Below are 16,896 nucleotides of genomic sequence, written 5' to 3' on the forward strand. Positions count from 1 at the left end.
ATGAGATGTTACATCGCATCTACTCTTTTTATCATTTCCATTGCAACAGCCATAGACATGAACAGTTTGCTCTTTGTCTGAGGAAACTCCTCAAACCCTACGTTCATATACAGTTTTTTGGCTATGTCGTTCTTCGCATCGACGATAATCATCGGGGTAGGAATAGATTTTGACGACTCTATAGCTTTTCGAATTGCATCTATAAGCAATATTTCACCAAACCCTTGGCGTTGAAATGACTTACTTATAGCTAGGCGACCAATAAGTGCGCAATGTAGTGTAGAAGGGTACTTTTTCGATATTTTCTCTGGTAGTTCGTCTAGCTCTACCGTGCATAGTGCTAGGGAATAGTATCCCTTTATTTGAGATCCATTTTGACTACTTGTAAGGACGAATGTTCTTGATAAGTCCTTTTTATCATGTTGTCCCGATACTGCCTTCAAGTAGTTGTTTAGTGCGGGTTCACCACAGTTAAAATTATTTCTATCGTGTTTGTTTTTATCTAGACGTTCTATCTTCATTTTTTATTGTTTCTTTATGTCTACGAGCAGCACGAAGGAAACGTTCGTTTACCTTGATTGGTTTTTCCAATGCATGAACAAATGCCAATGCATCTTCTTGACACAATTGAATACGCATATTTTGTTCAATGAGTCTTTTTGCCTCTGCTACAGCAGCATTGGCAATAAAGCTATTCAAACTTGCATACCCTGATAGTGATAACGCCCTTTCAAGTAGCTCTTTGGTCTCTGAACTCACCCTTGTGGTGATTCTTTCATTTGCTAATGTGGCCATAAGCCTTACTCCTACCGCATTGCGGTTATTAGTTCTTGAGTTCACTATAGATATCCACTACTCGTTTGCATTATTTATTTGGAGCTAGCGGAACATATTGGTTTAGTGAAATGCTAAGTTTGCTTCATTGGCTAGTTTAAGATTTTTTTTAACAAAATTCAACATGTGTGCCAAAATGACGCCATAATTGTGAGACTAAACAAACCATAGTCAGATAGAACAAAAATCATCAAAATTCGGGCGCAAGTGAATCCGAGTATGCAGAGTTGTTAGCAAAAACCGCCGTAAACCCTCTTTACGGCGGGAAGCAGTCACCTGAGTTGTACTAGCTCTAGTCTGAGCTAGTACAGTTAGTTTCTATTTAAAGTTCTATACCCATTATCTTTCAAGTTGCTTCTTTGTTGGCTGCACTCCCTCACCCCGGTCACATAGTTATCTATGCTCCCGGGGATTCGCTCCCTTGCCGCCGCGATGCAACTTGAAAGATGACGGGTATATATCTATGCTCTTCTGCATATTCTGATATTGTATCTTTTATGGTTCTTGCCATATAACCGGATATTTCAGATCCCAAACGAAGATTTGTTTTTGATTTCTCTGAAAGGGATCTGTTTTCTTCGAGCCGGCTATATATAATTTGGCTTTTTTCTATACCTTTTAGTAACTCTTCATGGCTTAGCAAATAACCCGACGGATCGGAATCACCGACACGGACCACTTTCAATGATTTATTTTTTGTATAACTGTTTTTTTTCTCGTTCCATTTGACAACATGTGAACTTTTGGCTGCCAATTTGAATTTTAATTCATCAAGGAAATTCACCTCTTTAGTATATTTTCCTCTTTCTGGTGCTAATCCATTTTCATCCTGCAAACTCACTGGATTATTTCTTACCATGCGATATAGATTCAGCCCATCAATGGTTCCTGCCGGATCTGCGCTTAACCATCTACCCGCCCACGGTTGATAATAGCGGTAACCGTAATAATACAGCCCGGTGGCATCTCGTTCCTTGCCTGAATAGCGAATAGTTTTATAGCTGGCTTCTGTTTGGCTGTTTGCTGCCCACAGTGCGGTTCCGCCGAATGGATAATATTCTTCCTCACTAATAATCTGCCCTTGATTATCCAGTTCAAGCTGGCTGGAGCCTATCAGATTATCGTAGCTGTAACGCAGTGGGTTGTTGTCGATACCTTCTGGTTTACCACTCTCCCAGTGCAACACCCGTACCTGTGCGCGACCGGCTTCACCTAGTGTGATCACGTGTAACTCTTCTGTTGTTGTGGTGCTGTTTTGGGTTGTGCGTAGTTCCAGCCCCGGCAAATAGATTACCCGCTGTTGTTGCGTAGTATTCTGAGTTTGCTGTTCACTCACTTTCAGTTGTCTCATTCCGTTGCTGCCGTAGCGGTACCATTCATTTCCTGGACCGTTATTGACTTGCTTTAGCTCTCCTCGTGATGTCCAGACCAGCGTCTGACCGGGTAATAAATGGGTTTGGCGACCACCGGCATCAAATAATGTATCCACTTGATTTGGATCTATTGTCAACGTACTGAGAACGCCTCGGTTGCTGCGATTTGAGATGGTGATAGCTGTGGTGTAGTTATTTTGAGTAGCCAGTGAACTGTGTCGAATTTGTGTCAGATTACCGCTGTGATCATAACTGTAGCTGCGAGTATAGTTAGTGTAAGTATTGTTGTCGGAAGGTAGCGCAGGGGAAGGCAGTTGATTATTTTGCTGACCTATATTGGCCATTTCACGCCCGGTGGCACTGATAAGCTGATACAGGGAATCGTAGGTATAGCTATTCTCCGGGACCACTTTTTGATTGCGCCAAAAGCGGGTGGCTTCTGCATCGTTACGGATATTGATGACATTGCCCACCGGGTCATATTGATAGCGCAAGTCTTGCAACACCTTGGTGTCTGACGGACGGCGGGTTTTGATACCGATAAGTCGTTGGGTTTCCGGTTCATAACTATATTCAGTAATAACACCATTGCCGTGTTCCTCGCGTAATTTTTGTCCGGCAGCGGAATAGGTCAGGGATTTAATAATCACTTGTTCGGTCTGACCTTTTAATGTTAACCAGCAGCCTGTTAGCTGCCCGGCCACATCATAGGCCAGCCGCTGAATATTATCTTTGGCATCGGTTTGGATAAGTAAAGCCCCGGAGGCATCGGTTCTATTTTGGGTGGTATAGACATCACTGCTCAGTTTTTGCTGCCAGAGGCTTTGATCTTCACCTGCCCAGTTGGCATTTTGGTTATCGACGAGTAGTTGTTGAGATTGTGATAGCACGATGCCAGTCAGGGAAAGACTGTTTAGTTGAGTGAGCCCTGCGGTATCGTAATGGCGGATACATTGACCGGCAAGGTTGTACTCTTTTTCTTGCGGAGTGTTACCGGCCCAGATAAGACGCTCGGTTGTTTTCTCTTCTGCCTGTACTTGTTCGGTGATGGCGAGCAGACGACCGGGAAGGGTGTTGTCTTCGTAGCGATAGTCTTGGCGGACGCCAGTTGCATTGATGGTTAATACCGGGCGACCTTCAATATCGTTGAGGGTGATAGTTCGACCAGCATCAACACCTTCTTCACGTAGAACCTGACCTGCAAGATTAAAGACGCGAATGAAATTCGAGCCACTCTGGTTTTTATTCTTACGAGGATCGGTACTTTTTACCTGAAATCCTTGAATATTGAACTCATAGAGTGTGATCAATTCATCACTGTTTTCATCAGCTTGAATACGTAGATATTCTAAAGTACGTATATTTAACTTCCTGTTATCCAAGACCCTGATCGAGGGTGTTTTTTGGTTAATTGCAGAATTGTCATTGCTCATATTTTACCTCCTTCATACGGTGTTAACCTTCGAAATAATTTAAGTTACGGTAACAGCCAAACGACTTTATCACTAAACAGGCGAGGAAAGTAATTGGTCGTGATGTTATTAATGCAAACGCTTTGGTAATTTTTGAGATTGTATTGATGGTAATTAAAGTTTCAGATAACCGGTGTGATCGGCCAACTATTGGGAGAACAAGTGGTTGGCTGATTTGATATGTCAATGATGCTTAAATAGCGGATCACTTGTATCTCACAGTTAAAGATAAAAGTATGCAAAATTGCTCATTTTATCGCCGACTGAACAAAGTGCCCCACGCTAATGAGCAACTGTCTTTCACTTTAAACCGTGTGGAATGATTCATCCCACGGTTTATTTGTTTTTATCATTGCATTGAGAATGACCAGTAATTTACGCATACAAGCAACGATGGCGACTTTATTTGGCTTGCCTGCTTCGGTCAATCTCTTGTAGAAAGCGCAGAGAACGGGGTTAAATCTAATTGCTGTTAACGTAGCCATATATAACATTCGACGCACCATTGCTCTTCCTCCAAAGATTGTTCGTTTTCCCCGGAATAATCCAGAATCCCGATTAAACGGTGCAACGCCAACCAAGGCACTAATTTCACGGCGTGTTAACTTACCCAACTCCGGGACATCGGCGATCAAAGTGGCTATTGTGGCAGGACCAACGCCTTTTACTGTCGATAATAAATCGAGTTTGGAACGATGATAGGCCTTGATGTGTTTAGATAACGCCGATTCAATGACCTTAATTTGTTCTTGTATAAAACTGATCATTAAAGTGATGCTTTCTCGAATTTCTGGATGGCAACTTCCTAATCTTTGGCGCTCCGAGACGGAAAGTGTGACTAATTGGCGACGACGTGTGATCATGGCTTGCAGCACTTGTTGCTGAGCAGAGGGCAACACTCTGATTATTTTATCCCGATCTGTTTGTTGAGATAAAACCAGGGCTAACTGTGCCAGCATTTGAGCATCTATTTTATCGGTTTTGGCTAGATATCCCATTGCCTTAGCAAAATCACGGGCTTGTCGGGGATTGACGATAGCAACAGCCAGCCCTCTGGTCTGTAAAACACAAGCAACGGGCATCTCATAACCACCGGTTGCTTCTAATGCAACTAAATCAATCTCATAGTTAGCCAAAGTAGATGCTAGTTGATCATGGCCTTCAGGGGTATTTGGGAATGTCATGACAATTCCCTGTGCACTAAGCGCAATTTCGAGTGAAGCTTTGGCAACATCAATACCGACACAAATCGTTTCAGTCATGGTTCTTCGGCTCCCATTCTTGCAAATGCGAATTTAGTTTCAAGCAACTGTTCGGGTTTCTCGAAGAAAAGTAACAATCATGCGTCGAAAGCTCATTAACGGGCTTAATCCCTTGATGGTTGTCTGACTGCATGATTGTTGCCAATCTCACTTAACCAGCATAAACCAGATTAAAGATACAAGATGGTCGCCCTCACCCTGTTAGCGATATATTGACAGCGTGTGATTTATTTTTTTAAGAGGCCATCATCATGAACACTATCGCACTGATTGGTATCGATCTCGGCAAGCATTCCTTTCATGTCCATTGTCAGGATCATTCGGGGAAAGCCCTGCTACGTAAAAAATTCACCCGAACTAAATTGATGGAATTCTTAGCTGGCTGCTCTCCGGCAACGGTGGTGATGGAAGCTTGTGCTGGCGCGCATTTCATGGCAAGGCGGATCGCTGATTGGGGGCATGAGGCCAGGCTGATTTCACCGCAGTTTGTTCGTCCCTTCGTCAAAATTAACAAGAATGACTTTATTGATGCCGAAGCTATCTGTGAAGCCGCCTCACGCCCTTCAATGCGGTTTGTTCAGCCCAGAACGGAAGCTCAACAAGCCATGCGAGCCCTGCACCGTGTCCGGGAATCGCTGGTCCGGGATAAAGTGAAAACCACTAACCAGATGCAGGCTTTCCTGCTTGAGTTTGGCATCAGTATGCCGAAGGGGATTGCCGTGATAAAACAGCTCGCCACTGTACTGGCTGAACATGAATTTCCCCCGTATCTGGTACAGGTATTGCAGCGGTTACAGGCGCATTATCACTATCTGGTTGAACAAATCACCGAGATTGAAACCGTCCTGTCACAGGAGATTGCTCAGGATGATACCGGACAACGGCTGATGACGATCCCCGGCATTGGCCCTATCACGGCGAGTGTGCTTTCCTCACAACTGGGCGATGGGAAGCAATACGCACACAGCCGGGATTTTGCAGCTTCGACGGGATTGGTTCCCCGCCAGTACAGTACTGGGGGCAAGACAACCTTATTGGGGATCAGTAAACGGGGTAACAAGACACTCCGGCAACTGTTAGTGCTATGTGCCCGAACGTTCATACTGCATATCGAGCATAGAAAGGGCAAACTGGCTGACTGGGTTAAGCAGCAACTTGAACGAAAGCATTCTAATCTCGTGGCCTGTGCGTTGGCGAATAAACTCGCCCGGATAGCATGGGCTATTACGACACAACACACGGTATTTGTTGCCTGAAACTGACGTCATTGTGAATCTATTTAACGATTACCCCACTGGTTTTGCGAAGACTGATAATTGATGACATGAACGGCCTACCGGCCTAATGAGAAACCTGGTATAAAAATTGGCTCCTTGAAGCTGGCTCACTTTTAAGGTTCATCAGGCGCGGAACTCATCGAGGCGCAGGTTCCTTGCCTATAGTGACGCCGGATAGATTTAAGCAAGCCCAAAATTCATCAAAATGAGTGTTGCAAAAACGAGGGTGACCATAGATTTTTTATGCTCTATATGAACGCATCCCGTTTGCAAGACAAAAATTACTCTGACATCGATGGTAGGTTGCAGCTCCATATCCTGCCTTATTGCAGCCAGAGCTGCGGGCCTCGATGTAATCCGCTGACACCGATACCGGGAATTTTCATTATCCGCTGACAATCGGCATTCTGTTTTGCCCACGCCGTTAGTTGTTTTTCCACCTGTTCAATTTGTTCATCGATTTCGCTCAAACGGTGGTATTGCTCCTCAAGCAGGAACGGAGCCAGCTTTTCCCTTAGCCGCTCAAGCACCTCCGGCATCGCTTTATCCAGTGAAGCTCTGCCTTTATGGACGGTTTCACCAAATTCCAGCAATAAACCATGCAGTGCATTGATTTGCGCGGTTCTGAATTTCACTAACTGGTGGCGCATCCGGTGTAATGACAAAATGGCCTGCTGTTCTTCGTTTTTGGCGGCAACCGATTTACTGGGCTGCTGGACCGCCAGCCAAATGGCCCAGGCATCCTGAACATCATTTTTGTTGCCCATCCGAAACGCTTTGACAAATTTAGCCTGAAGCAAACGCACTTCATGCCCCAGCTTTCTCAGTTCCCGAGCCCAATAGTGAGCGCCACCACACGCTTCCATGCCAATCAGACAAGGTTCTCGGTTACTGAAAAATGTTAAAAAATCCTGCCGCCGCTGCGGCTTATCAATGAGTTCACCCGTGTATTCATCAACAAAATGAATTTGCATCAGATGTTTTGCAATATCGACGCCAAAAGGAGTGAATTTCATGGGTGGATCCTCCAGTCATCAAGGGGCAACAGTCTCCCGTTGTTAGGCACTATAAGGCCGGAAATCTGCGAGGATCCACACCTCATCTCTCAATTCCAGCACAATGCCAAAGGCTAAGTGGTTGGGATGCATTCATTACATTCTCTCAGTTCCCAGTTAATGGGCTGTGTTAATACCGGTTCCAGATTAGGGTAATCCCCTAGGGCATCATCACCTGAATGAATTTCATAGTTCGTTCAATTCCTATTCAACATGTTAATTAATAACAGTATTTTACTATTATTTAACTGATTTTATATTTCTTGCAAACAAATTAAATAAGAATAAAAATGATTAATAATCGTTTTTTATAAGGAATATAGAATGAGGAGAGATATCATTAGCCAGTATGAAATGGAGAAAAATCTCATCGAGAGACAGTTTGATAGTGCCCCTTTTTTCTTCTCATCTCCCTTCAATACTATAATGGGGGTAGGTGTTAAAATGCTGGTTGAAACACCTATTCCCTTTGCTAAACTAGCCACAGAGGCTAAGCAACTACTCAATGACGCTAAAAGTAGCGAGATAGACAATCCAGTGTTGTTTGGAATAGTACCTTTTCATGAGAAACATCCAACTCGCCTTGTTATTCCCAAGCGACTCTGTGTATCAAGTAATATATGTCCACAACGAGTTCATCCAAGCAAAAAAATCAGGTGCACCAGCGCTGTTTCGATCCCTACTAGGGACGGATTTAAACAAGGGGTGAAAGATACCCTCGACTTGTTCGAAACGACAGAGCTTTCTAAAGTCGTTCTGTCCCGAGTGATTGAACTAGACATGGAAAAAGAGATTTGCTTTCAAACACTGTTGAAAAATTTATTGCTGGCCAATCCGAAAGCATACACCTTTGCCGCCAACATTGATGACCGAGGAACCAAGCTTATTGGTGCTAGTCCTGAACTTCTGGTAGCTAAAACAGGGAATCGGATTATTTCAAATCCACTGGCCGGTTCAAGGCCTCTTTCCCCCATAAAAAGTGAAAATAATTTAGCAAGACAGTCACTGCTTACTACAGCGAAAGATCTTCATGAACATAGGAGCGTTGTCGAAGAGGTTGAGCGGGTAATGAGCCATTATTGCGATAACCTCTATACACCAATGATACCATCTGTCATCGAAACTCAGAGCATGTTGCATCTTTCGACCTTATTGGAAGGCTACGTCCTCGATCCCACCTTAAGCGTCTTGCAAGTAGCTACCAAACTCCACCCAACACCAGCCGTTTGTGGTTACCCGAGAGAGAAAGCCTATAAAACGATTCGAAACCTAGAGTGTTTTGAACGAGGTTACTTCACCGGTATGCTGGGATGGTGTGACTCACGAGGGAATGGAGAGTGGGTAGTTACCATTCGTTGCGCCGAAGTACAAAAACGGCAATTAAGAATTTTCGCTGGAGCGGGCATTGTCGACCAATCTATTCCGCAGTCTGAACTAGAAGAGACGGATGCCAAAATGGCAACCATGCTCAAGGCCACCGGCATTGAACTAAATGTTCAACTCATCGATTAAGGTAAATTTGTTAATGGATATTAATAACGCCTCTTTCACGTCCTGGCCCGAAGAGTTCATACAAAATTATCAAAACAGAGGGTATTGGAGCAATCGTACCTTGTGGGACTACTTGAAACAATCCGTCGACCAGTATCCGCAACGCACGGCGATTATTTGTGGAAATCGCCAATTGAGCTACAAAGAGTTCTTTTTGCAAATAAATATAAATGCTGCTCGCTTTACCGATATGGGTCTAACAGCCGGAGATCATGTTGTATTACAGATGCCTAATGTGGCGGAGTTTTATATCTACTTCTTTGCTCTGATCCAAAAAGGGATCCGGCCGGTGCTCGCCTTACCTGGTCATCGTTTCTCTGAGGTAAGTTACTTTTGTCAACATACTCAAGCTAAGGCATATATCATTGATGCTCAGTACGATGGATTCGATTATTTAGCACTGGCTAAGGAGATTGAAAATGCTTGCGCATCAATTGAGTTGGTGTTGACTAAAGGTTTGCTTAAGAAGGATTACGACAAAAACTTTATCTCAATGGAAGAGATAACTGCACCGATCGATATAATACAATGCTCCAACCCATTCGATGTTGCCTTTTTTCTTCTCTCCGGTGGCACGACGGGAACACCGAAGCTGATACCGAGAACTCACAATGATTACGCTTACAGTGTGAAAGCAAGTGTTGAAATCTGCCGTTTTGATGAAACAACTCGTTACCTTTGTGCTTTACCTGTTGCTCATAACTTTCCCTTAAGTTCGCCTGGTGCACTCGGTGTTTTTTGGGTAGGCGGCTGTGTGGTACTCACGCAAGACCCAACCCCTAATAATGCCTTTCGACTGATTGAGCAACATCAGATCACAGTTTCAGCTCTGGTTCCCCCACTAGCCTTACTTTGGACAGAACATGCCGCTAAAACTCGTTGTGATATTTCATCCTTGCAATTATTGCAAGTTGGTGGTTCCAAATTCAGCCAAGCAGCTGCACAAGCCTTGCCCAAAGCTCTAAACTGCCAACTTCAACAAGTATTTGGAATGGCCGAAGGGTTAGTCAATTACACCCGACTTGACGATCCAATAGATGTTATTACCACGACCCAAGGACGTCCCATCTCTCCTTGTGATGAGATCAAAGTGGTTGATGAAGAGGGAAAACCCGTTCCCATAGGCGAAGAGGGTATCTTACTAACTCGTGGCCCTTACACCATTCGCGGTTATTACCAAGCCCCACAACATAATAAGCGCTCCTTTACGAGTGACGGATTCTACCGCACTGGTGATATTGTCAAGCTAACACAAAGTGGCGACCTAATTGTAACAGGCCGGGATAAAGACCAGATAAACCGTGGCGGAGAGAAAATTGCCGCCGAAGAGATCGAAAACCAACTACGTCAACATTATGGTGTACACGATGTTGCGTTAATAGCCGTGGGAGATAAATACCTTGGTGAACGCAGCTGCGCCGTTATTGTACAATATCCTGAAGAGAAGCTGAACGGCATTGAACTCAAACGTTTCTTAAGGAGTAGAGGCCTTGCTGACTACAAAATTCCCGATCAGATCTACTTTGTTGACGAGTTACCTAAAACCGCTATCGGCAAGATTGATAAAAAACGTCTTCGCATTCAATTCTCCGTTGCACCTCAATAACTAGACAGGTTTTACGATGGCTATTCCAAAACTCCATTCTTACTCCCTTAAGGACATCACTTTGGATATTCAAAACAGAACCAACTGGCAAGTCGAACCAGACAGAGCGGCATTGCTAATTCACGATATGCAGCAATATTTCGTTGATTTTTATGAAGATAAACAGATGATTGAAATCATTATTGGGCAGATAAAGTCCATTAAAGAAGCTTGTGTGGCTGCTGGTATTCCTGTTTTTTATACCGCCCAACCCGGCAACCAATCACCTGATGACAGAGCACTGCTCACAGATTTTTGGGGGCAAGGGATTCCCGAGGATCCCAAATGTACTCAGGTGGTTTCTGAGCTAGCGCCAAAAAAGGGAGATCTATTTCTAAAAAAGTGTCGCTACAGTGCCTTTAAACGTTCTGATTTGGAGCTACAGCTTAAAAATAATCAAATAAATCAGCTTATTATAGTCGGCGTCTATGCCCATATTGGCTGTATGCTGACTGCCGCCGAAGCATTTATGAATGATATCCAGGTCTTTATGGTAGCTGATGCTTTGGGTGACTTCTCGCGAGAAGACCATCTATATGCCTTAAACTATGTGGCCAAACGCTGTGGATCGGTCACAACCACGGAGAAACTACTTTGTGAACTTCAAGCTTATGCCGATTCAAAGTTGCCTAGGTCAAAGCAACAACTTAAGGAGCAAGTTGCCGAATTGTTAGAAATTAATGTCACTGAAATTATAGACGAAGATAACCTGATCGATCTAGGACTAGACTCGATACGCACGATGAATTTCCTAAGTGATTGGCAACATAGGGGGTTAGATATCTCCTTTACCGACGTTGCAAAGTCTCCTTCCATAAATACTTGGTGGCAGCTGTTACAAACTGCACGAAGAGGTAGAATAAGTCGAAAATTAAATGCTTTTTCATAATAGTGAAGTGCCAAGGTTAGTGGAGAGTTTGAATCCTCGCACAGTAATGATTCAAACGGTGTCCTACCATTTTGAAACTCTATTTAGATCTGCGGACATGTGCTGATGTTAACGGGACATCAATTTACATCGTCATAGGAATCCAGATTTTATGTGGCTTGTAGCCACATAAAATCTGATCTAAATACCCTGCGGGTTAATATAAACGGAATGAAGAATGGGCGTATACATTTTCAAATATAAATTAAGTCGGAATAAAATAAATGTCTAAAGGTTATGAGTCAATCCAAGGTATGCCATTAACAGCTGCTCAATCAGGAATTTGGGTAGGTCAGGCATTGGAGCCGACCAGTGCAAAATACAATACTGCTGAGTATATTGAATTTAAGGGTTCTTTTTGTCTAAAGTCTTTTGAGGCTGCCAGTCAATATGTCCTACAAAATGTAACAACGCTAAATGTGTCATTTAAACTTGAGGATCTCTCTTTAGTACACGGGATTCTTGAATCAAAGGATATTGAAAATAATCGTATCTCTTATGTCGACTTGTCTAGCAGTACCTCAAAAAAAAACGATATGTTGGCATATATGCGGGCACAAACATATTTGAGACTAGCGATCGAAATAGGAGAAAACTATCGACATTCATTGATTAAGTTAGGTGATGAACATTATGTTTGGTATTTGTGCATACACCATATTGCTAGTGATGGTTATAGTTTTTCTCTAATTGTTAATGCTGTTTTGGATCAGTACAAGGAAATTCTCTCACAAGGAAAAAATATTTCACTGTCATTTGATGATTATACCTATTTAGAGATTGAAGAAAAAAGATACAGGCAGTCAGAGTTTTTTTCTAGAGATGCTAAATATTGGATGGAATTTTTACTAAGTACCGAATCACCTCGAAGCTTCTCCACTTATTCTATAGAATCAAGTGATGAAAAAATATCAAACTCAACTGTGATTTCAGCTCGTGATTTTAATCGAATAAAAATGATATCCAATCAATATAAAATCAATTGGGATACGCTTTTGATATCTATAATTGGTGCATTGTTTTATAAATACACAGGAATAAAAGAAACTGTTTTTGCATTTCCTGTTGCCAATCGATTGGGTTCTAAAGTTGCCAATATTCCATGTAACCATATAAATATGGTGCCCATTAAGATACAGATAGAGCCTTTAAGTACACTGCTAGACCTAAATGCTGCATTGATAGACCAGATTAAGGTTGGGAGGAAACATTGGCGCTATCGTTACGAGGACTTACAAAATGATTTAAAAAGCATTCTATATCGAGATAAATTGTTTGGTCCAGCTATAAATGTGATGTACTTCGATAAAAATATCGAACTAGATGGATGTCAAGTCAAACCTTACACACTAAATACCGGGCCAGTCGACGATATATCATTTGCTTTTATTAAGCAACGAGATGAATCAGTTGCGTTTATCTTGGACGCAAATCCGAGAATGTATACAAAAGCTGATGTTGAAAAAATCAAAACAGGTTTTATAGATTATATCCAAGAAATTGAAATGCGCATAACTGAGAGGATTGTTAACAATGGCTGTACTGTTGAAAGTTTGCTTTATTGGCAGGAAGCCCTTGATGGTTATGAAATTTTAAATTTGCCAATTAATAATCTAAGAACTGTTCAAGTTGACTCCAATAGGCGAAATATTACATTAGAGTTGTCTGATGATATTTCAAATAGATTGCGCTATTTAGCCCTGTCAGAAGAAACAAACTTATTTTCAGTCCTCTTGAGTGCTTGGTACGTGGTGCTATCGAAGTTGACGGGACAAACAGATATTTTGGTTGGTACGAAAAAGGATACACAATACCATACGAAAGCCAATTTATTGATTGGAGAACTTGTAAACTCCTTATTATTGCGAGGACAGTTATCGCAGACTCAGAGTGTGCGAGAGTTAGTCAGTCAGGTACATCAGATAGTCATCGGTGCTAAGGCACATCAAGATTTACCTTTTGAGTGTTTAGTTGAAACAGCCGGTGGAGCACAAAACACTTCAATTCATTGTTTGTTTCAAGTGATGTTTATGGTCGAACATTTTGATCAACAGTCCCTGCCTTATGCTACGGCTTTTCTTGACGAAAACTTACCTAGTTCTACCAATTTATATCTGAATCTATTTGAAGGCCCTAATACGATAGTCGGTCGTTTAAATTTCTCCGTGAGCTTGTTTAATACTGAGACAATTGAGCGGATTGTGTCAATGTACCAGTTAGTATTAAAACAGTTTGCTGAAACGCCTTGTACTCTAATACAAAATGTTTTTGTACTCTCTGCTAAAGAGCGTGAAACTTTGCTGCATACTTGGAACCGGACAGATGCTGCGTATCCTCATGACAGCACCCTGCATCAGTTATTTGAAGAGCAGGTGGATATCACGCCGGATAACATTGCCTTAGTGTTTGAAGGTGAAGAGTTGACGTATCGAGAATTAAATGAGCGAGCCAACCGGTTAGCACATGCCATTCGTCAGAGTTATCAACAGCAATGTGGTCAGTCGATGCCAGCAGATACACTGGTTGCACTTTATTTAGAGCGCAGCTTAGAGATGATCATTAGTATCCTGGCGGTACTGAAAGCGGGGGGGGCGTACGTACCAATATCGCCGGAATACCCGCCTGAGCGCACGGTCTTCATCTTAAGTGACACCAAGACGCCGTTGCTGGTAACACAGCGACAATACTTAGCAGTACTAGAAGAGCTGATGGATGACGGACCGGGAGCACCTTTGTTAATGGCCGCGGATGGAGAGCAGGCAACGGAAGGACTACCAATAGAGACTCCAGAGCCAGTGAGTGGGTCTGGGGATTTGGCGTACGTGATTTACACGTCAGGCACAACGGGACAGCCTAAAGGGGTGATGATTGAACACCGTAGCATTAATAACCTAATTAAAGGTTTAATCAATCATTACCCAGTTCAGCCTTCGGACGTCACTTTACTCATACCTAACTATATCTTTGATGCGTTTATTGAGGAGGTATTCGTAACACTATTAGCTGGTGCTCAGTTAGTGATTTTGCCTAGCGAAGATATTTTACTTTATAGTAAGGTACAAAATATCATTAATGAATATTCGGTTAATAGATTAGGAGCAACACCTAGTTGGTTATTGGCTATGCGTGATCATATTAAATGGCCACAAATAAAGATCATAGCAGGAGGTGAGGTTCTTCCTCCTTCCTTACGTCAAGGCAACTGGGATATAATTAATACTTATGGTCCTACCGAGAGCACTATTACGAGTAATACATTTAAACTAGACAGGTGGACTGAGTCAAATCGTTCTGTTCCCATTGGCAGCCCACTTCCTAATTATAAATCTTATGTACTGAATGCTGAAGCTCGGCTTTTGCCAGTTGGTGTTCCTGGTGAACTTTACATTGGTGGGGCAGGCTTGGCGCGCGGTTATTTAAACCGCTCAGAGCTCACGGCAGAGCGTTTTATTGATAACCCGTTTGCCACGGAAGAGGACAGGGCTAAGGGGTATACCCGTTTATACAAAACGGGCGACCTGGTGCGCTGGCTTCCGGATGGCAATTTGGAATACCTAGGTCGTAACGATTTCCAAGTGAAGATCCGTGGCTTCCGTATAGAACTAGCGGAAATCGAGAATACCCTGATGAAGCATGCCGATATTGGGAAAGCGACTGTTGTTACACAGGAACACAACGGGCAGCTTCGTCTTGTTGCATATTTGGTCATGAACAACAAAAATATTAATACTGAAACTATAGATGACTTAATATCTCATTTATTACCAGACTATATGCTTCCAGAAGGATACATTCAATTGGAGTCTCTGCCGCTGACGATAAACGGAAAACTTGACCATCGTGCTTTGCCTGCCTGTCAGTTCAACGATCGGTTTGCTTATAGCGCACCACGTAACAGTACGGAAGAAAATTTATGCGAAATTTGGTCTGAGGTTCTCAAAAGAGAGAGAACGGGCATTGATGATGACTTCTTCAAAGTGGGTGGAGGTTCACTCAACGTCTTTATATTGCGAAGTAAAATTTGGCAAAGAATAGCGTTAGATATTCCTGTCAAAGCATTTTACTCTCAAAGAACCATCAGAAGAATGATGGATAATGTAATAACAGAGCGCTTTCTCTGCCTTGAAGATGAAGTGGCGGCAATGAAAGAAATATCTTTTTCAACTGCAATGATAAGAGTACCCGATCCGTCCCAACGTCATATTTTTTTAACCGGTGCCACAGGATTTGTTGGCAAATATATTCTTCATGAACTGTTGAAGGATAAGAACGTTAATCTGACCTGCTTGATACGTGCAGATAATAAAAACGATGGATTTTTCAGGCTGAAGAGTACGCTGGAAAACGCAAAATTGTGGTGTGAAGATTATATCGGAAGGATTACTATTGTTAATGGGGATTTGGGGCAAGAAAAAATAGGGATGACGTCAAAAGAATATAGTTCACTGAGTGCAACTGTTGATACAATTTTTCATTGTGCGGTGCATATGAACCATTTGGCTACTTATGACATGATAAAAAAAATTAATGTCGATGGAACAAATCACCTCCTTCACTTTGCTACACAAACAAGAGTTAAAGTATTCAATACACTGTCTACAGTTGGAGTCTTCAACAATCGTGCTCAAGACACGGCTGAAGAAGACACTCCGCTCGATATTCAAAAACACAACAGCCAGAATGGATACTGTTCAAGTAAATGGGTAGCTGAAGCTCTGGTTCTTAGGGCCCGTGCGAAGGGGCTTATCACAAATATTTTCAGACTGGGTTTAATCAGTGGCTCTAGAAATAATCCACAAAATGATCGAAATCAATGGCTTGGGCAACTGCTTAGAACCTGCCGACTGACGGGCCTGGCCTTCAAAGGAGAAGATATAGATGTCAGTACCGTTCCAGTTGATTTTGTTGCCAAGGCAGTCATTTATTTATCCACCCATTCCAATGAACATAATGGCAATTATCATATCGTAGCGAACACCTCCTATACCCTCGAAAAAATTATCGAGCAATATAATAGCTTGTGTGATTCAAAAATCCTGATCGTTCCTTTTTCAACATTTATTGAAAGGCTTAAAGGATTTAGAGAAAATAACAAAGAAATTCCAATTCCTTTTTTTATTAAAGAGTATTTAGATCATAAAAATATAGAATTAGGCCCAGTAGAAGGATTAGACAATATTCCTCTCAAGTCAAAATCTGCGAAAATTAAATGTGAAAAAACGACGAACATTCTTATTCAAGGAGGAATAGTTGAAAAAGAGATTAGTGCCGATATGATAGTCAATTATATAGAGAATGAATTGAATTAACGTTTGATATATATACCCCCAAGAGTTAAATAACTTCTTGGGGGTATAGGTTATTGCTGGATTAACATATTAAGTAACCCGAATTCTGCTTAAGCCGTCATTGAGAAATCTTCTTCTGAGTAGAAAACTTTCAGTGATGGCTTCTTCAATTTAAGGCAGTAAGCAATCAATCCACCTAAAACGCACAACA

Annotated in this window: 9 protein-coding genes and 2 pseudogenes; 5 read left to right on the forward strand and 6 right to left on the reverse strand. The window is 42.3% G+C overall.

Annotated features, from left to right (window positions below):
* Positions 1-8: 8 nt before the first annotated feature.
* The 4 genes from LGZ98_RS17335 to LGZ98_RS17350 form a co-directional block, all read right to left on the reverse strand.
* The gene (locus LGZ98_RS17335) at positions 9-521 is read right to left on the reverse strand and encodes a GNAT family N-acetyltransferase (protein ID WP_113026223.1); all 513 of its coding nucleotides are present in this window, start codon (positions 519-521) and stop codon (positions 9-11) included.
* On the reverse strand, positions 499-795 hold the full coding sequence (locus LGZ98_RS17340; RefSeq protein ID WP_113042240.1) for a type II toxin-antitoxin system TacA family antitoxin: 297 nt from the start codon (positions 793-795) through the stop codon (positions 499-501). Before LGZ98_RS17340 ends, LGZ98_RS17335 begins: the two co-directional genes overlap by 23 nt.
* Positions 796-1,231: 436 nt before the next feature.
* Positions 1,232-3,640, reverse strand: coding sequence for an RHS repeat protein (locus LGZ98_RS17345; protein ID WP_262978324.1), 2,409 nt, complete (start codon positions 3,638-3,640; stop codon positions 1,232-1,234).
* A gap of 344 nt (positions 3,641-3,984) precedes the next feature.
* Positions 3,985-4,941 (reverse strand): IS110 family RNA-guided transposase, encoded by a 957-nt coding sequence (locus LGZ98_RS17350; RefSeq protein WP_262978325.1) that lies wholly within the window; start codon positions 4,939-4,941, stop codon positions 3,985-3,987.
* Between the two features lie 251 nt (positions 4,942-5,192).
* Between LGZ98_RS17350 and LGZ98_RS17355 the strand changes: the two genes are divergently transcribed.
* Positions 5,193-6,197 (forward strand): IS110 family RNA-guided transposase, encoded by a 1,005-nt coding sequence (locus tag LGZ98_RS17355; protein WP_262978326.1) that lies wholly within the window; start codon positions 5,193-5,195, stop codon positions 6,195-6,197.
* 386 nt (positions 6,198-6,583) lie between these two features.
* Here LGZ98_RS17355 and LGZ98_RS17360 read toward each other — a convergent pair.
* Positions 6,584-7,234: pseudogene (locus tag LGZ98_RS17360) on the reverse strand (IS110 family transposase); the annotation flags it as partial.
* Between the two features lie 363 nt (positions 7,235-7,597).
* On the opposite strand from LGZ98_RS17360, the gene LGZ98_RS17365 reads away from it, so the two are divergent.
* From LGZ98_RS17365 to LGZ98_RS17380, 4 genes are all read left to right on the forward strand, one after another.
* Positions 7,598-8,785 carry an isochorismate synthase gene (locus LGZ98_RS17365; RefSeq protein WP_262978327.1) on the forward strand — a complete coding sequence of 396 codons (1,188 nt, stop codon included), beginning with the start codon at positions 7,598-7,600 and terminating at the stop codon, positions 8,783-8,785.
* Positions 8,786-8,798: 13 nt separating this feature from the next.
* Entirely contained in the window at positions 8,799-10,430 is a 1,632-nt protein-coding gene (locus LGZ98_RS17370) for a (2,3-dihydroxybenzoyl)adenylate synthase (RefSeq protein ID WP_262978331.1), read from the forward strand.
* 16 nt (positions 10,431-10,446) lie between these two features.
* Complete coding sequence (locus tag LGZ98_RS17375) at positions 10,447-11,358, forward strand: isochorismatase family protein (RefSeq protein WP_262978328.1); 912 nt, start codon at positions 10,447-10,449, stop codon at positions 11,356-11,358.
* Positions 11,359-11,621: 263 nt separating this feature from the next.
* A complete protein-coding gene (locus LGZ98_RS17380) occupies positions 11,622-16,706 on the forward strand; it encodes a non-ribosomal peptide synthetase (protein ID WP_262978329.1) in 5,085 nt (1,694 codons plus the stop codon).
* A gap of 89 nt (positions 16,707-16,795) precedes the next feature.
* On the opposite strand, the pseudogene LGZ98_RS17385 reads toward LGZ98_RS17380, so the two are convergent.
* Positions 16,796-16,896: pseudogene (locus LGZ98_RS17385) on the reverse strand (IS982 family transposase); the annotation flags it as partial.

It is taken from the genome of Photorhabdus kayaii, from assembly GCF_025384895.1.
GTDB classification, from domain to species: Bacteria; Pseudomonadota; Gammaproteobacteria; order Enterobacterales; family Enterobacteriaceae; genus Photorhabdus; species Photorhabdus kayaii.